A 17,668-nucleotide genomic window follows, 5' to 3' on the forward strand; every position below is an offset into this window, starting at 1 on the left:
TGACACTGTGCCAGAAGGTCATTAAAAAACTTGCGACGCTGATTCCGACGTTGCATGAAAGCCGAAGGCAATCGCCTTAGTCAATATATTCATACTTTGTGACAATTTTTTTTACTCCAGGGGTTCGCCGGGTTGCATCTATGGCGGCCGCGCCTTCATTTTTGTGCACCAATCCCATCAGGTAAACCACACCGTTTTCGGTGATTACCTTGACTTCTGTGCCATTGAATCCGGGTATGGAGTTGATAGAAGTCAGTGCTGTTTTTAAGTTTTCGGTAATCAACGCATCATTAGCGCGCGATTGCTCAGAACTGGGTTTTGCAAGAAGTACGGCATTGTGTATCTGTTTTATATATGGGACGGTGCGGACAAGGGCAATTATTTTATTGAGCAGGCCTGCGCTAGGGGCTTCGCCCGTGACCAGGGCCATTCCGTTATAAGCTGTGACATTTACGTGGCAGTTTTCTTCTATTTCATCATCCGCTCTTAATTCTCTGAATGCATTAGTTTCTATAAGTTGATCCATCAATACGGCATCACTGTGACGACGTTCACCGAATGATTTGCCGGTTGTTGCGCAACCGCTCACGAGTAGGCCGATGAAGAGCAGCAAAGATAGCAATAGATGATTTTTCATGGATTAGCCGCCAAAGAGTTGATGGTCGATCAGATCGCACAGGCAATGCGTAATCAATAGGTGTACTTCCTGTATGCGTGCGATTGAACTTGATGGTACGCGGATTTCTATATCGGTTTCATTCAGTAGCGGTGCAATCATGCCGCCGTCTTGGCCGGTCAAGGCAATGACTGAAATATCTTTATCATGCGCGGTAGTTACGGCCTTGGCCAGATTGGCCGCATCGCTGGCGTCGGAGTATGCGACCAAGATATCGCCGCTTTGTCCAAGCGCCCGGATTTGTTTTGCGAAAATTTCGTCGAAATGATAAGCATTGGCTATGGCAGTGAGGGCAGTCGTGTCCGTGGTTAAGGCAATGGCCGGCAATGAGGGGCGTTCGCGCTCAAACTGGTTGAGCATGGCAGAGGATAAAAACTGGGCATTAGCCGCCGAGCCACCGTTTCCGCAGGACAATATCTTTTTATCATTCAATAAGGCGGCGACCAAGCGTTGTGAGGCAAACTCGATAAGCTCGCAGAGGCTGGCCATGGCATCCTGTTTGGTCTGGATGCTGTCAGAGAAATGATTGATGATTCGGTCTTGTAGGCTCATGAAAATTGCAGGTTTAAAAGGCGTTTTGTATCCAGTCTATAGTGCCGTTGCCGGAAATGGCGATAACATCAAAACGGATAGGTCTGTCTGTCTTATTGGCTGATAAATAAAGATGTGTTGCCGCTATTATACGGGATTGTTTCTTCTGTGTAACACTCTCGAGTGCGCTGCCGTATTTATCGGTCTTGCGAAATCTGACTTCAATAATAACCAGCGTCTGCCTATCAAGCATGATCAAATCGAGTTCGCCCTGCTTACAGCGGAAATTGCGGCAAACCGGTTCAAGTCCTTTAGCAAGCAGAAAATGATAGGCTTGCTCTTCGGCGTTCTCGCCACGGATTAAGTGGGCTGCTTTCGTTTTGAGTTTATTCAACATGCTCATTCACTGGTAACAATTCCTGCGCTGGCTGATTTTCATATCCTGGAGACATATCTGGTGGGTTTTTGAAAGTGTTGATCAGCTCAGGTCGTCCATCTATGAATTTGGCGCAAACCAGTTCTCGTTTAATGCGTCCGTCAAACGCTAGCGATAAGGTTCCTGTGGCGCCGGAGTAAGGAGCGATGTCGAGTTTATCCAGTTGGCCAACCAGATTATAGGCGTCGATACCCATGGCAATCAGGCGTAAATAAGGGGGGGTAAATTGTCTCCAGACATCTTGTAGAGCACTCATGCCGAGGCCGTTCTGATCGGAGCCGAGCAGCCAGGGTGTATCGCAAAAGGTTATTTTGTTGAGGTCCTGATCTAGTTGTGGATGAGGCTGGCCGCTGTAAACAGTCGGCAGCGCATAAACAGGCATATTGCCGGCTTGGTAATGCAGTTGCGGGTTGATCAGGCGTGCTTCACCACTATAAGCGCTTAACAAGAATGCATCGGCATCCTGTCTTTTTCGGGGGATATAGGCCATTGATGGTATCAATTGGCTGATTTTATGACAGCGGCTCTCGCTTTCATCGAGATTGAGCAATTTTTTAATGGCTGATGAAAAGTCGGTGTTCTTGGGGTTATAGGTTTGCGACTCAAGAATTGAGCCATCAAATCCTTGCCAGTTTTCTATGAAATAATTGGCTATGCGTTTGCCCTGGTTATTTTCCGGAATCAGTAATAATACTTTTTGGTGGCCGTCCAGCCAGGCTTTATGGGAAATCTGCTCAACATCATCCATCGGGCTGAGACTGAACTGGTAGAGATTGTGTTTTTGCAGTTCCGGAATATGGTTTAAAGCCAGTACGGGAATGTCAAATGTAACCGAGTCCGCAAGGTTTTGAATGTGTTCTTTGCCCAGCGGGCCGATAATGGATTCCGCCCCGTCCGCAACCACTTGATTATATAGGGCGGCTGCGGTTGACTGTTCGGTATCGTAAAAGAGGATAGTGGGTTTTGTGCCATTGCTGTCTTGACGATCATGGGCGGCCATAAATCCAGCCCGTATGGCTTTGGCGGCTTGAGCGAAAGGTCCTGATTCAGGAAGCAAAACGGCGATCGATGCAGGCTGTTCTGCTGCATTTTCGGTCGTATTTTTCAATAAATAAGAGTTGGCTGGGTGGCCCGGAAAAGTTTCGCGCCATTTTGCCAATTCAGCATCGAAACTGGCGGCGTCTCGCTCTTTTAGTTTTAACAGGTTGGCCAAGGCCATCCAGCCTGCCAGTACATCCTTTGTCGCGTGCGATTGGCTTTGCAATTCGGATTCCGGCATTAGACTTAATGTCTCAAGAATGGCGGCATGGTTATCATCGCGCTCATCAGGCGAACTTAATAGCGTGCTCAACTCGATTCTGGATCTGGCACTGTCCAGCAGACGGCCGGTTAATGAAAACGCAAAGGCCTGTGATTGCAAGTATTTGATTTTATTGTCCGGACTAAGCTGCTGGACCTGAATTAATTCCAGTCTGCTAAGAGCCTGTTCGACTTCTCCGACGCTCAGCGTAATCTGGGCATAAATCAGATTCAGTTGATTGCGTTGCTGGGCAGACAGGGCGGCAGGGTCAAGTGCATCGGCGAGTTTTTGTGCCGCATGGTGATCGCCGGCTTGCATCAGTGCGTCAATAGCCTGCAGTTGGTGTTGGCTTTGCTCGGGAGACAGTTCGCTGGAGCGTTGCTGGTATAATGGCGGCGCCGGCTCTGCTGGGGTGTCTTGTATGATAGAGGCGATCTGCTCTTGAGGCTGGACACTACTAATGGACAGCGGGGTGCAACCGGAAAACATCCATAAGCCCGGAAGTGAGGCACATAGTAATAGCGGTCTATATTTTGGCCGTATCTTAAAATTAGAAGTTTTCAAGTGAGAATGTCCAATGTCAAGTCCATGCGGCAAATTATATGTTGTTGCTACACCAATAGGTAATTTAGCAGATATTACCTTCAGAGCGGTGGAAATATTAAAACAGGTCGATTTGATTGCCGCGGAAGATACCCGGCATGTCAAAATGTTGCTGCAGCATTATGGGATCAGCAATAAAGTAGTGTCATTGCATCAGCATAATGAAGATACGGTTTCGACTGGACTGCTGGAAAAACTGAGACAAGGGCAATCTATCGCGCTGGTTTCGGATGCCGGCACGCCGCTGCTAAGTGATCCGGGCATGCCATTGGTACGCATGGTGAAAGATGCGGGTCTGGAAGTGTCGCCGGTGCCGGGCGCTTGCGCGTTGATCGCCGCATTGTCTGCGGCAGGATTGCCGGTTACCCGGTTTTCTTTTGAAGGCTTTTTGCCCAGGACTTCGTCGGCACGGCAAGCGTTTTTTCATGAAAAACTGATGTGTCCGACTACCTGGGTGTTTTACGAGTCCAGTCATCGGATTCTGGCATCGTTAAAGGACATGGCTGAGGTATTGCCGTTGGACCGTCAAATAGTCATCGCCAGAGAATTGACCAAGCTGCATGAAACCATTATAAAAACCAGCTTGGGCAGAGCTCTGGAACTGGTTGAGAGCGACGACAACATGAGAAAGGGCGAGTTTGTTGTCATCGTCAATGGTGCGGTTGTCGATAAAAAAGAACAAGTTATTACTCCGGAGCAGCAGAAACTGTTGGCTGTGTTACTACGGGAATGCTCTATTAAAACCGCCGTTGCGATGGCTGTTGAAATTACCGGTGTCAGAAAAAAATTGCTGTACCAAGCGGCGCTGGATATGCAATAGGTAAAAACGCTTATTCTGTCCGTTAATATTGTTCGTCAAGGCAATGGTTGAATAAGTGTGACAAGCTATACAATAAGTAAAAACACTTAGTTTATCCGTTAATGCAATTCGTCAAGGCAGTTATTGAATAAATGTGATAAACTATACATTGAAAGAGTCGGCTGAGCAGTCGCTGTTTTATCGTTAAGATGAAATGGAGGAAAGTCCGGGCTCCATTGGGCAGGGTGCCAGGTAACGCCTGGGGGGCGTAAGCCTACGGAAAGTGCCGCAGAAAATATACCGCCAGTCCTAGGTGGCTGGTAAGGGTGAAAAGGTGCGGTAAGAGCGCACCGCGCAACTGGTAACAGGAGCGGCAGGGTAAACCCCACCCGGAGCAAGATCAAATAGAGGAACAGACGCGTGGCCCGCGCGGTTCCTGGGTAGATTGCTTGAGCTGCAAGGTGACTTGCAGCCTAGATGAATGACTGTTCTAGACAGAACCCGGCTTACAGGCCGACTCTTTCTTTTGTTTAAGCCTCAAGTCTTCTCGAGGCTCGATCCATAAACATTTTTGAAGTTGAAGTTGTATGAAAATGTCCGGTAAATATTGCCGCAGTCCCTTCCTGTTTCTTTTCTCCTTTACTCATAAAGCCTGCTGATTTTAAGGCTCTTTTATTTAAAGTATTACTAACACAATATCAATTAACTTTCTGATAAAGCATAAGATTTATTTTGAGGCATTTTATGTGTTTCAACCTGTGCTTTAAGGTTACGTAAGTCATTGTCAAAAAAGAAAGATTAGAAATGAAATCGTCCTTGACTCAGGCTGATTTGAAATCTATAGTGAATTATAGTGGTGAAAAGTGGAAAAAAATGGTTTTTTCGGGAATTCGAGGTAAGACTTGTTTCGAGGTATCAGCTCAATCAATCTTGATGATAAAGGACGCCTTGCCATTCCAACTCGTTATCGGGAGGAATTGCACGATTGCTGTGATCGTCAGATGGTTGTGACAGTCGCTGTGAATGAGCGATGTGTCGGAGAGCATGGCTGTTTATGGCTTTATCCACTGCCAGAATGGGAAAAACTCGAACAAACAATCAGTAAATTACCCACCTTAAATAAAATGGCAGGTAAGTTAAGACGCTTCGTTATCGGAAATGCCTCTGAATGCGAGATGGACGGGCAGGGCAGATTGTTATTGCCGGAAAAACTCAGGACGTTTGCGCATATGGACAAGAAAATTGTTCTAGTTGGTCAGCTTAATAAGTTTGAAATCTGGAACGAAGAGGCATGGACGGCAAAAGAAAATGAATGGCTCAGTGGCGATGATGACGAAGGGTTGGAAGATCTAGGATCATTATCCTTTTAAGACGGGAGATTTGTTAGTGAAACATTTGCCCGTTATGTTTGCGGAAGCTCTGCAACAGTTGGCGATTAAAAAAGACGGCATCTATCTGGATTGTACATTTGGTCGAGGTGGCCACAGTCAGGGAATTTTGGATCAGTTGGGTCCATCCGGGCGATTGCTGGCTTTTGACCGCGATGTCGATGCGGTTAACTCCGATTATGCACAGGCCATGCTTAAAGATAAGCGATTCCAGTTGATGCATAACTGCTTTTCCGAGTTGGAAAACATAGTGACTAGCGAGGGACTGATGAGCCATGTCGATGGGATTTTGATGGATCTGGGTGTGTCATCTCCTCAACTGGATAACCCTGAAAGGGGCTTTAGTTTCCTGCGCGATGGACCGCTGGACATGCGCATGAATGGCAATGCCGGTGTATCGGCAGCGCAGTGGTTGATGACTGTTGATGAGCGGGATCTTGTCGAGGTTCTGTTTGAATATGGCGAGGAGCGCTTCGCGCGACGCATAGCTCGGGCTGTCATCGAAAGAAGAGCCCAATCGCCTATTACTACAACCCGACAATTAGCTTCGCTGATTGAAGAGGCCGTGCCGATAAGAGAAAAGCATAAGCATCCTGCAACGCGTACCTTTCAAGCAATACGCATTGAAATTAACAGGGAATTGGAAGAATTAAAAGATGTTCTGCAGCAATCGGCACGGGTACTGAAACCGGGCGGACGATTGGTGGTGATTTCTTTTCATTCCCTGGAAGATAGAATCGTAAAGCGCTTTATTAGGGATGAGTCGGGGGCCAAGTATCACCCGGGCAAATTGCCTATCAAGGAAGTCGATATTGAAAAAGGATTTTTTAAAAAAGCAAGTAAGGCATTAAAAGCCGGTAAGCAAGAGATTGCACAAAACCCTAGAGCGCGTAGCGCAATTATGCGAGTAGCTGAGAGACTTTAAGTGGCGACAGATCGGATTTTGGGTGTGGCAACTCTGCTGATAGTGCTCCTGGTATCGGCGTTGGCAGTGATTTACAGCAAATACTATTCGCGGCTGATTTTTATAGAGATTCAGAAACAGGAAAGGACTTTAGATCAGTACGAAGTGGAATGGGGACAGTTGCAGTTGGAACTGACGACCTTAACGGAACAGAATCGGGTTGAGTTAGTCGCGCGAGAGCAATTGAAACTGGTTATGCCATTACGGGATAAAATTATTTATATAAAGCCGTAAATGTTTGATTTTATAGGTAATAAGAAAGCAGGTGCGCAATCTGGCGATTTTTCCGGCAGAAGAAAATTCGTCATGATATTCATGATGGGTTGCATGGTGACGTTGGTAGGACGTGCGGTTGACCTGCAGGTGCTGAATAAGCAGTTTCTGAAAGACCAGGGCGATATGAGGCAGGTGGATGATGTATCTGTATCGGCCTACAGAGGCATGATTAAGGATAGAAACGGTGAACCGCTGGCTATCAGCACTCCGGTGCAGTCCATTTGGGTGAATCCCAAGGAACTTAAGTTGGCTCCGAGGGAGCAAGTCCGACAAATGGAAAAGCTGTTGGGTCTGCCGGAAGGCAAAGTCACCGAACTGCTTAAAGAGGATACCACTCGGCAATTCGCGTATATCGCCCGTCGGATCAATCCCGGGTATGCCGATCAGGTAAAAGAGTTAAAACTGCCCGGTGTGTATTTCGAGCGCGAATTTAAGCGATTTTATCCTACGGGCGGCGTTTCGGCGCATTTGGTGGGCTTTACCAATGTGGATGATATCGGACAGGAAGGGCTTGAGGCAGGGTATGAGAAAGCCTTGAGAGGCACTCCGGGCAGCAAACGGGTCATCAGGGATGGGCAGCGACGTATTATTGACGACATTGAAAACATTAAAGAGCCTGTTTCGGGAAAAAATCTCGAGTTAAGCATTGATCAGCGCATCCAGTATCTGGCGTATCGGGAATTGCAACTGGCCGTTGATAAGCATAAAGCCAAATCAGGCACTTTAGTGGTATTGGATGCAAAAAACGGAGAAATTCTGGCAGCAGTGAACCAGCCGTCTTTCAATCCGAATACCCGCAAGAATTTAAAAGAAAGCTTATACAGGAACCGGGCGATGACAGATGTATTCGAGCCTGGTTCGACAGTTAAGCCCTTAGTGGTGGCGGCGGCTTTGGATGGCGGTTACGTCCGTCCTGATGAGGTTTTTGAAACCAACGGCATGCTTCGGGTCGGGCGCCATCTGGTCAGGGATGTGCATAATTACGGCACCATGACTTTGACGGAAGTGCTGAAGAAGTCCAGCAATGTGGCCGTCAGCCAGATGGCGTTGGAAATGCCGCCGGCTTATTTCTGGGGCCTGTATGACAAGCTCGGATTTGGCGCGGCGACAGGCGCCGGTTTTCCCGGCGAAGCCAACGGGAGTCTGCTCGAGTACCACAAGTGGCATGCTTTTGAGCAGGCAACCCTATCGTTCGGCTACGGTTTGAATGTGACAGCCGTGCAACTGGCAAGAGCTTATACAGCTCTGGCAGATGATGGCATCCTGCATTCGATCAGCTTGTTGAAGCGGGACGAGGATGAGGATATGCGACGTGTGTTTTCGGCTAAAACCGCCAGGCGTGTCAGAGCGATGATGGAAAGCGTGATTATGAAAGACGGCACGGCCTATGAAGCCAGAGTCGATGGCTACAGAGTCGCTGGTAAAACCGGAACGGCAAAGAAAGCTGGAGCCGGTGGCTATGTCGATAAAAGCTATCAGGCTGTTTTTGCAGGCATGGCGCCAGCCAGCGATCCGAGGCTGATTATCGTGGTCATGATTGACGAACCTTCCGCCGGACAATATTACGGCGGGGTGGTTTCCGCCCCGGTGTTTTCCAAAGTCATGGCCGGTGCGTTAAGGGTGCTGGGCGTAGCACCTGACCAGGAAAACACCATGCCGGTGCTGCTGACGCAAAAAGCCTCATGACGATGAAACTGAAGGATTTATTAACAGGATTGACGGTCATCGACGATGACTTGACGGTCACGGGTTTGGCGCTGGATAGCCGAGCTATAGTTGCCGGCAATGCATTTATTGCCTTGGATGGGGCCGCGCAACACGGATTGATGCATGTCGGTCAGGCTGTCGGAAATGGCGCCTGTGCTGTGATTTTTGATCCGGCCGGGCAAGGAAAACAGTTGGCGGAGCGGGTCGGCGATATACCGGTGATTGCCGTAGACAATCTGGGATTTATGCTGGGTGAAATCGCCGCGCGTTTTTACGGCAATCCGTCTGAGTTGATCGATGTTATCGGTATTACCGGTACGAATGGAAAAACCTCGTGCAGTCAGTTTTTAAGTCAGCTTATGGATGACTGCGGCATTATCGGGACACTGGGTTGGGGCGTGTGGGGCAAACTCAGCAAAACGCTTAACACGACGCCCGACGCCCTGGCCGTTCAGCACATACTGGCTGAACTGGTAAAGGCAAAAAAACAAATGGTCGCGATGGAAGTTTCCTCGCACGGCTTGGAACAGGGGCGCGTTAACGTCGTGCGTTTTAAAGGCGCCGTCTTTACGAATATCAGCCGCGATCACCTCGATTATCACGGCTCGATGGAGGCTTATGTTGAGGCCAAGCTGGGTTTATTGCACAAGCCCGGTCTGGCTTTCGCGGTAGTGAATCTGGATGATGATTACAGCGAGCAGATTATAGCGTCAGCGCCTGAACCGATTGTGGTTTGGGGATTTAGCGCCAAAGGGAAAACAGCGGGACCGAGTGAGAACGTGAATGTAGAACACATCCTGCATCAAGCTGACGGCATCGAATTTGACGTACGGTGGCGGCACGAGCAGCAGCGGGTCAAAGTGCCCTTATACGGCGACTTCAATATAGAGAACGTCCTGGCTGTATTGACCGTCATGCTGGCGATGGGGACTACGTTGACAGATGCCATTAAAAGGCTGGCGCGCATTGAACCGGTGGTTGGACGCATGGAACGCTTGGGTGGAGAGGGTGAGCCTCTGGTTTTTGTTGATTATGCCCATACGCCAGATGCGCTGGACAAGGTTTTATCCAGCGTCAGGAAGCATTGCAAAGAAGCTTTATGGCTGGTTTTCGGTTGCGGCGGCAACAGAGATGCCGGCAAGCGCCCGCAAATGGGCGCTTGCGCAGAACATTGGGCGGATCATGTGATTGTTACGGATGACAATCCGCGTTTTGAAAATGGACTCGACATAGTGAATGACATATTGACTGGTTGCAGTTTGGGTAAGGTTGAAGTGATTCAAAACAGAGAACAGGCGATACTAAAAGCAGTAGCAAGAGCTGGTGCAAACGATTGTATCGTGGTTGCCGGTAAAGGCCATGAGCAATATCAGGAGATCAATGGCGTAAAAATACCGTTCAGCGACAGAGAAGTCGTGATTGACGCATTAAAAGCGAGAGCGAAGCAATGATGGAGATGATGCTAAGCGACATTGCCCGCTGTGTACGCGGACAACTTGTCGGTCAGGATACGGCCATCTCATCGGTCAGTATCGATACGAGAGCCATTAGGCCCGGACAGCTGTATGTGGCAATTAAGGGGCACAATTTCGACGGCAATGATTTCGTGGATATGGCTGAGCAGGCAGGAGCCACCGCAGCCATCGTGCATAAAGAGGTTGCAGCAACAATGCCTCATATAGTTGTCGAGGATACGCGCCTGGCCTTGGCTGAACTGGCCGGCGCCTGGCGCCAGAAAGCATCGGTTTCGGTGGTCGGTATGACCGGCAGTAACGGCAAGACGACGGTCAAAGAAATGGTTGCGGCCATATTGGGCGTCAATGATCCGGTATTGTTTACTCAAGGTAACCTGAACAATGAAATCGGCGTGCCTTTGACGTTGTTGCGGCTCGAAGAGCGGCATCGTTATGCAGTGGTTGAGATGGGCGCCAACCATCCTGGAGAAATTACCTATACCAGCACTTATGCACAGGCCGATGTCGTGATCATCACGAATGTAGGTGCGGCGCATATAGAAGGATTCGGCAGTCTGGACGGTATTGCCAGAGCGAAAGGCGAAATCATCCAGACGCTTAAAAATGACGGTATTGCCGTGCTGAATCGCGATGATGCCTATTTCGACTATTGGAAAACCATAGCCGGAGCCAGAAAAACTGTGTCATTCGGTTTAAATGACGGCGCTGACGTGACTGCCCGGTCAATCAGAACGGAAATTCGCACCAATGAGGGTACTAATGCAGGTAGTGCAGCTTCTGCCGAATTTATTACCGGATTTGAGTTAGTCACGGCTCTGGGTTCTTTGGCCGTGAACTTAAAATTGGCAGGGCGGCACAATGTCGTTAACGCTCTCGCCGCGGCGGCAGCCTGTCTGGCCTTGGGGTTAGATCTGCAACAGATTAAACAGGGGTTGGAAAGCGTAAAGCCGGTAACTGGACGTTTGCAGCCGCTGGTAAGCCGGCAAGGCAACATCATCATTGATGATACTTATAACGCCAACTTTGCCTCGCTGAAAGCGGGACTGGCTGTTCTGGAAGATATGCCTGGCGAGCCCTGGGTTGTTCTGGGGGCTTTTGGCGAATTGGGGCCGGAGAGCAAGAAAATACATGAAGAAATGGGCGAGCTGCTTAAAGCCAGCGGTATCGTGCGACTGTTGGCGACGGGCGCCGATACCAGAAATACTGTGCGGTTTTTTGGCCCGGGAGCTACTTTTTTTGAGACCCAGAACGAGTTGATCGATGTCTTGAAACAAGAACTTAAAGGCAGCGAATCGGTTTTGATCAAAGGGTCGAGAGCGCAGCGCATGGAAAATGTAGCAGCAGCTCTGGTTGAAAATTTCAGGATTTAAAAGATGTTACTTTATTTGGCAGATTATTTAATGACATTCGATGGCGGTTTTCGGGTTTTTCATTACCTGACCTTTCGCGCCATACTCGGAGCATTAACTGCATTGATGATCTCTTTCATTGTCGGGCCGGTAATGATCAGAAAACTCAGCCGTAACAAGATCGGACAAAGTGTTCGCGAATGCGGACCGCAAACGCACTATGAGAAATCGGGAACCCCCACCATGGGCGGAACCCTGATCCTGGTGGCGATTGCCATCAGCACCTTGCTGTGGGCCGACCTCGGCAACCGTTATATCTGGGTCATTATGCTGGTTACCATGGGCTACGGTGTTATCGGTTTCGTCGATGACTATCGAAAAGTCATTCGCCGCAATAGTGATGGCTTGTCGGCTAAAGCGAAGTATTTCTGGCAGTCCGCTATCGGGTTAGTGGCTGCGGTTTTTCTGTATAAAACGGCTGTGTTGCCGGCGGAAACGCAATTTATCGTGCCTTTTTTTAAGAGTGTCATGCTTGATATGGGCTGGATGTATGTGGTGCTGGCCTATTTTGTCATTGTCGGCAGCAGTAATGCCGTTAACTTAACCGATGGTCTGGATGGTCTGGCCATCATGCCGACGGTCATGGTGGCTTCCGGTTTGGGAATTTTTGCCTATCTGTCAGGGCATGTGACGTTTGCCGAATATCTGGCGATTCCTTATTTACCTAATGCCGGGGAATTAATTGTGTTTTGTGCCGCTTTAATCGGCGCCGGATTAGGATTTTTGTGGTTTAACGCTTATCCCGCGATGGTATTCATGGGCGATGTTGGCGCGCTGGCACTGGGCGGAGCTTTAGGCGTATTAGCAATACTGGTTAGGCAAGAAGTTGTATTGATGATTATGGGCGGTGTTTTCGTCATGGAAACGGTATCCGTGATTATTCAGGTTGCCTCTTTCAAGACGACAGGAAAACGTGTTTTCCGCATGGCGCCTATCCATCATCATTTTGAGTTGAAAGGTTGGCCCGAACCTCGGGTTATCGTACGTTTCTGGATCATCACCGTGATTTTGGTGCTGATCGGTCTGGCAACTTTGAAATTGAGATAAGAACATGGATAAGACAGCGATTACAGAATTGTTAAAAAAGAATTTTGCGCTGGATCCACAGAGCGCCAAGGTTTTAGTGGTCGGTCTTGGCGTAACTGGTATTTCAGCGGCACGTTATTTACAAGATCTGGGGATTAAGTTCGCTATCGTCGATAGTCGGGCTAAACCGCCGTTAATGGAGGTGTTCACTCAGCAAATGCCTGATGCCGCGGTTTTTACCGGCGGATTTGATGAAGCGGCTTTTAAAGTCGCCACGCACCTGGTCGTTAGTCCCGGTGTATCGCTTAGTGAAAAAGCCATCACTAAAGCCATTGCCAATGGCGCAAAAATCATCAGCGATATTGATCTGTTTGCTTGCTCTGTTGATGTGCCGATCGTTGCGATTACCGGCTCCAACGGCAAAAGCACCGTAACAACCATGCTTGGGGAAATGGTAAGGGAATCCGGCAAACGTGTAGGCGTAGGCGGAAATCTTGGGACACCGGCTCTGGATTTGCTGGAGCGGGATGCGGAGTTGTATGTGCTGGAGCTTTCGAGTTTTCAGTTGGAAAGAACCACCGTTTTCAATGCAGCGGCTGCTACCGTGCTCAATGTAACGGCGGATCATCTGGACAGGCATGCCGATATGGCCGGTTACGCCGAGGAGAAACGCAGGGTTTTTAACGGCAATGGTGTCATGGTAATCAATGTCGACGATCCTATTGTCAATGAGATGCGGGATAGAGGCCGTAAAGTGCTCACATTCTCTGTCAATGGCAAGAATGCGAATTTTTACCTTGCGGCAAAGGCTGATAAGGAATATCTGATGCACAACGATACCCTGCTGATGCCCCTGGCCGAATTGCCGCTTGAAGGCCGGCATAACGCGGCAAACGCGTTGGCCGCCTTGGCTTTAGGCGTGGCTATCGGGTTGGATGAGCCATCCATGTGCCGGGCGTTGCGAAAATTTAAGGGATTGGCGCATCGCATGCAGCGTGTCGCCGAAATACGCGGCGTCACCTGGGTTAACGATTCAAAGGCGACCAATATCGGCGCCTGTATGGCGGCTTTGCAGGGATATAACCGCAAAGTCATACTGATCGCCGGAGGCGATGCCAAAGGCGCCGATATGAATGAGTTGACGCCCGTAATCAAAGAAAAAGCCAAAAGTGTCGTATTAATGGGTAAGGATGCGGGGCTGATCGAGCAGGCGCTCAATGGGTGTGTGCCTGTTTATTCCGCTGAAAATATCGTTCAGGCGGTGCAGATTGCCGCCAATCTTGCTGATGCGGGCGAAAGCGTACTGCTTTCTCCAGCCTGTGCCAGTCTTGATCAGTTTAAAAATTATCAGGATCGCGGCGAGAAATTTACCAAAGCAGTGCTGGAGCTAGTTGCATGAGAGATCGTGCGAAACCGCCGCGTGCCGGACGATTGCATTTTGATCCGCTGCTGCTCGCGACGTGTGCGAGTCTTTTGCTGATCGGCTTCGTTATGGTGACGTCCTCATCATTGCATCTGGGCGTAAAAATGGCCGATGACAGTTTGTATTATCCGATCAGGCAGCTGATACACATTGGCCTCGGATTGTTTCTGGGCTCGTGTGTTATGGCAGTGCCCATGCAAGTGTGGGAAAAATGGGGGCCGTGGCTGTTCATTGCAGGCTTGTTATTGCTGGTGATTGTGTTGGTGCCCGGCCTCGGCATAAGAGTTAACGGTAGCGTACGCTGGTTGTCTTTGGGTGGTTTGCGCATACAGGTGTCGGAAGTAGTTAAATTTTTTGCCGTCATCTATATGGCGGGCTATGTCACTCGGCATCAGCAAGCCCTGCGTGAATCGGCTTACGGCATCGTAAAACCTTTGGCACTGTTTTCGCTGGCTTGCATATTATTACTGCTGGAACCGGATTTTGGTTCGGCTGTAGTGATTTTATGCATTGCCATGGGCATCATGTTTCTAGCCGGCGCCAGATTGTCGCAATTTATCTTTTTACTGGCTATCGTGGCCGTGCTGGCAATGTTACTGGTTTATTTTTCGCCTTATCGTCTGGTTCGGGTAACGAGTTTTATGAATCCTTGGGCCGATCCTTTAAATACAGGGTTTCAGCTCGTTCAGGCGTTGATTTCATTCGGGCGTGGAGAATGGCTGGGCGTGGGGCTCGGTAGCGGCATACAAAAATTGTTTTATTTGCCTGAAGCACATACCGACTTTCTGTTCTCAGTGATTGGCGAAGAATTGGGCTTGCTGGGCGTGGTTACGGTTATTGGCTTGTTTTCGTTACTGGTGTGGCGCACTTTTCAGGTGGCTATCGCGGCAGAAAATGCTGGACAAAGTTTCTCAGCTTTTATTGCCTATGGACTGGGCATCTGGTTTGGCTTTCAGGCGTTTGTGAATATGGGCGTCAACATGGGCATCTTGCCGACTAAGGGACTGACCTTGCCGCTGATGAGTTATGGCGGCGGCAGCATGATGATTATGTGCTGCGCGGTGGCGCTGCTATTTCGCGTGCATAGCGAGGTTTATGAAATAAATGTCAATAGGCCTAAAGGAAAATCCGAATGGGCAAGCGCATAGTCATCATGGCCGGCGGAACCGGCGGGCATGTGTTTCCGGCCTTGGCTGTCGCGCAGTCGCTGGCGGAAAAAGGTTGGCAGGTCAGCTGGCTGGGTACGCGAAAAGGGTTGGAAAGCCGGGTCGTTCCTGAGAATGGCATTGAGATTGACTGGCTGTCGGTTTCGGGCGTGCGCGGCAAAGGCATAATGGCGAAGTTGAAAGCCGTATTGATGCTGGCAAAGGCCTGTATGCAGGCATTAAAAGTTTTACGGCGGCGTAAACCTGATGTAGTGCTGGGCATGGGCGGATTTGTTGCGGGGCCGGGCGGATTGATGGCAAAACTGCTGGGCATACCCTTGGTCATTCATGAGCAGAACCGTGTGCCCGGTACGACAAATCGATTACTGGCAAAGATAGCTAATCGGATTCTGGAAGCTTTTCCCGACAGTTTTAACAAGGACGTGAAGGCTGAATGCACGGGAAATCCGCTCAGAAAACAGTTTTTGGACAGGCTCGACGGTAGTAAAGGCGAGCAGGATAAGCAGGGTGTCCGGATATTGGTCGTTGGTGGCAGCCAAGGTGCCCAGGTATTGAATGAAATCGTTCCGGAAGCGGTCAGGCAATTACAAGACGTGCGGGTAAAACACCAGACTGGTACCGCCATGTGCGAGCAGGTCAAGAGTCGGTATAAAGACTTGGGTGTTAATGCTGACGTAAGCGCTTTCATAGATGATATGGTGTTTGCCTACCAATGGGCTGATATGGTGATTTGCCGAGCTGGTGCCATGACCGTTAGTGAAGTCGCGGCCTTGGGCGTACCGGCAATTTTTATTCCGTTGCCGCATGCCATTGATGATCATCAAACAGCGAATGCCCGCTATTTAACCGATGCTGGTGCCGGGATTTGTTTGATGCAGAAAGACTTGAATGCCGCAACGCTGACGGAACAAATAACAAAAATGCTGAAACAACTAGATGTGATGAGTAAAACTGCAAAACAATGTGCTCGCCTGGATGCGACTGAAGTCGTTGCCGATTATTGCATGGCCGAGGCCGGTTTATGAATTTTCCTAATATACAGATGCCGACGCAGGTCTTAGGCAAAATCGACCGAATACATTTTGTCGGCATAGGCGGCACCGGCATGAGCGGTATCGCGGAAGTTTTGTCCAATCTGGGTTATAAAATTTCAGGTTCGGACATAAAAGAAAGCCCGGTGACACAACGGCTCGCCGATTTGGGCGTGACCATCAATATCGGACATAAGCGCGAAAATGTCACTAAAGTCGATGTGGTTGTCGCGTCAAGCGCCATAGATCGCAGCAATGATGAAATCGATGAAGCGTATCTTAGTAGGATACCCGTTATTCCGCGTGCGGAAATGCTGGCTGAGCTGATGCGTTTCAGGTTCGGTATCGCCGTAGCCGGCACGCACGGCAAAACCACCACGACCAGTTTGACAGCCAGCATGTTGGCAGAGGGCGGTCTTGACCCGACTTTCGTCATTGGCGGGCGGCTGAACAGTGCGGGCAGCAATGCCAAATTGGGTTTGGGCCACTATCTGGTAGCCGAAGCCGATGAAAGCGATGCTTCATTCTTGTATTTACAGCCGATGATGGCAGTGGTTACTAATATCGACCAGGATCATATGGCGACGTATCAAGGCAGCTATCAGCGTCTGAAAGAAACGTTTATCGAGTTTTTGCATCATCTGCCTTTTTATGGCCTGGCAGTCATGTGCCTGGATGATGAAGGCGTCAGGGAAATTCTGCCGCACATCTCCAAGCCGGTGACTACCTATGGTATTCATGCCGATGCCGACGTGCGAGCGATCAATATCAAACAGCAAGGCATGCATACCTTTTTTAAAGTGATTCGCCGGGGCGATTATCCACCTTTGCAGGTCACCTTGAACATGCCCGGCTGGCACAATATGCTCAATGCGCTTGCGGCCATCAGTATCGCAACCCATCTGAATGTCGATGATGAGGCGATCATCAAAAGCCTGGGTGCATTCAAGGGCGTTGGCAGAAGGTTTCAGATTCAGGGCGACCTGGAGATAGAAGGCGGCAAGCTGACATTCGTCGATGACTATGGCCACCATCCGCGCGAGATTGCCGCAACGCTGGAGGCATTGCGCCAGGCCTGGCCGGACAGGCGTTCGGTCGTTATTTTTCAGCCACACCGATATACGCGCACGCGGGATTTATTCGAAGATTTTGTCAAAGTCCTTTCCACTGTCGATGTACTTATTCTGATGGATGTTTATTCAGCAGGAGAAGCGGTTATTCCGGGCGCGGACGGGAGAGCATTAAGCCGGACTATCCGCATGCGTGGACAGGTTGATCCTGTATTCGTCGAAGATTGGGAAGATTTGCCGCAAATACTGGCCGGCATCGCAAAGCCTGATGACGTGATCTTAACAATGGGGGCCGGCAATGTCGGGCAAATCGCCACGCAATTGCCGCAACTGCTATCGGATGCTTTCGGGTTGATAGCTTGTCCGGATTGAGAGAAGAAAGATTGGC

Annotated in this window: 16 protein-coding genes and 1 other RNA gene; 13 read left to right on the forward strand and 4 right to left on the reverse strand. The window is 49.4% G+C overall.

Annotation, left to right across the window (positions count from 1 at the left end; genetic code table 11):
* Positions 1 to 76: 76 nt before the first annotated feature.
* Genes METLU_RS0115805 through METLU_RS0115820 form a run of 4 tightly spaced genes read right to left on the reverse strand, consistent with a single transcriptional unit; the run spans position 77 to position 3,432 of the window.
* Positions 77 to 637, reverse strand: coding sequence for a BON domain-containing protein (locus METLU_RS0115805; RefSeq protein WP_027159070.1), 561 nt, complete (start codon positions 635 to 637; stop codon positions 77 to 79).
* Positions 638 to 640: 3 nt separating this feature from the next.
* Positions 641 to 1,228: a phosphoheptose isomerase gene (locus METLU_RS0115810; RefSeq protein ID WP_027159071.1), complete on the reverse strand. Its 588-nt coding sequence runs from the start codon at positions 1,226 to 1,228 to the stop codon at positions 641 to 643.
* Between the two features lie 13 nt (positions 1,229 to 1,241).
* The gene (locus METLU_RS0115815; protein WP_027159072.1) at positions 1,242 to 1,604 is read right to left on the reverse strand and encodes a YraN family protein; all 363 of its coding nucleotides are present in this window, start codon (positions 1,602 to 1,604) and stop codon (positions 1,242 to 1,244) included.
* The gene (locus METLU_RS0115820; protein ID WP_027159073.1) at positions 1,594 to 3,432 is read right to left on the reverse strand and encodes a penicillin-binding protein activator; all 1,839 of its coding nucleotides are present in this window, start codon (positions 3,430 to 3,432) and stop codon (positions 1,594 to 1,596) included. The genes METLU_RS0115815 and METLU_RS0115820 overlap by 11 nt, the downstream gene beginning before the upstream one ends.
* Before the next feature lie 88 nt (positions 3,433 to 3,520).
* Here METLU_RS0115820 and rsmI point away from each other — a divergent pair, with 88 nt between their 5' ends.
* The 13 genes from rsmI (at position 3,521) to murC (ending at position 17,652) form a co-directional block, all read left to right on the forward strand.
* The gene (gene rsmI, locus METLU_RS0115825; protein ID WP_027159074.1) at positions 3,521 to 4,366 is read left to right on the forward strand and encodes a 16S rRNA (cytidine(1402)-2'-O)-methyltransferase; all 846 of its coding nucleotides are present in this window, start codon (positions 3,521 to 3,523) and stop codon (positions 4,364 to 4,366) included.
* A 153-nt stretch (positions 4,367 to 4,519) separates the two neighbouring features.
* An RNA gene (gene rnpB, locus METLU_RS26995) (RNase P RNA component class A) lies at positions 4,520 to 4,870 on the forward strand.
* Positions 4,871 to 5,247: 377 nt separating this feature from the next.
* Complete coding sequence (gene mraZ, locus METLU_RS0115830) at positions 5,248 to 5,715, forward strand: division/cell wall cluster transcriptional repressor MraZ (RefSeq protein WP_027159075.1); 468 nt, start codon at positions 5,248 to 5,250, stop codon at positions 5,713 to 5,715.
* Positions 5,716 to 5,731: 16 nt separating this feature from the next.
* Entirely contained in the window at positions 5,732 to 6,658 is a 927-nt protein-coding gene (gene rsmH, locus METLU_RS0115835) for a 16S rRNA (cytosine(1402)-N(4))-methyltransferase RsmH (RefSeq protein ID WP_027159076.1), read from the forward strand.
* Complete coding sequence (gene ftsL / locus METLU_RS0115840; protein ID WP_027159077.1) at positions 6,659 to 6,931, forward strand: cell division protein FtsL; 273 nt, start codon at positions 6,659 to 6,661, stop codon at positions 6,929 to 6,931.
* Positions 6,932 to 8,659 (forward strand): peptidoglycan D,D-transpeptidase FtsI family protein, encoded by a 1,728-nt coding sequence (locus tag METLU_RS0115845; protein WP_036243190.1) that lies wholly within the window; start codon positions 6,932 to 6,934, stop codon positions 8,657 to 8,659.
* Positions 8,660 to 8,661: 2 nt separating this feature from the next.
* Positions 8,662 to 10,131 (forward strand): UDP-N-acetylmuramoyl-L-alanyl-D-glutamate--2,6-diaminopimelate ligase, encoded by a 1,470-nt coding sequence (locus tag METLU_RS0115850; protein ID WP_027159079.1) that lies wholly within the window; start codon positions 8,662 to 8,664, stop codon positions 10,129 to 10,131.
* Complete coding sequence (locus METLU_RS0115855; RefSeq protein WP_027159080.1) at positions 10,131 to 11,525, forward strand: UDP-N-acetylmuramoyl-tripeptide--D-alanyl-D-alanine ligase; 1,395 nt, start codon at positions 10,131 to 10,133, stop codon at positions 11,523 to 11,525. Before METLU_RS0115850 ends, METLU_RS0115855 begins: the two co-directional genes overlap by 1 nt.
* A gap of 3 nt (positions 11,526 to 11,528) precedes the next feature.
* Complete coding sequence (gene mraY / locus METLU_RS0115860) at positions 11,529 to 12,611, forward strand: phospho-N-acetylmuramoyl-pentapeptide-transferase (RefSeq protein ID WP_027159081.1); 1,083 nt, start codon at positions 11,529 to 11,531, stop codon at positions 12,609 to 12,611.
* A gap of 4 nt (positions 12,612 to 12,615) precedes the next feature.
* On the forward strand, positions 12,616 to 13,989 hold the full coding sequence (gene murD / locus METLU_RS0115865; protein ID WP_027159082.1) for a UDP-N-acetylmuramoyl-L-alanine--D-glutamate ligase: 1,374 nt from the start codon (positions 12,616 to 12,618) through the stop codon (positions 13,987 to 13,989).
* Positions 13,986 to 15,161, forward strand: coding sequence for a putative lipid II flippase FtsW (gene ftsW, locus METLU_RS0115870; protein WP_027159083.1), 1,176 nt, complete (start codon positions 13,986 to 13,988; stop codon positions 15,159 to 15,161). The genes murD and ftsW overlap by 4 nt, the downstream gene beginning before the upstream one ends.
* The gene (murG, locus tag METLU_RS0115875; RefSeq protein WP_027159084.1) at positions 15,146 to 16,204 is read left to right on the forward strand and encodes an undecaprenyldiphospho-muramoylpentapeptide beta-N-acetylglucosaminyltransferase; all 1,059 of its coding nucleotides are present in this window, start codon (positions 15,146 to 15,148) and stop codon (positions 16,202 to 16,204) included. Before ftsW ends, murG begins: the two co-directional genes overlap by 16 nt.
* Complete coding sequence (murC, locus tag METLU_RS0115880) at positions 16,201 to 17,652, forward strand: UDP-N-acetylmuramate--L-alanine ligase (RefSeq protein WP_027159085.1); 1,452 nt, start codon at positions 16,201 to 16,203, stop codon at positions 17,650 to 17,652. Before murG ends, murC begins: the two co-directional genes overlap by 4 nt.
* The last annotated feature ends 16 nt before the right edge of the window (positions 17,653 to 17,668 follow it).

The sequence above is a fragment of the Methylobacter luteus IMV-B-3098 genome, from assembly GCF_000427625.1.
Classification (GTDB): Bacteria; Pseudomonadota; Gammaproteobacteria; order Methylococcales; family Methylomonadaceae; genus Methylobacter; species Methylobacter luteus.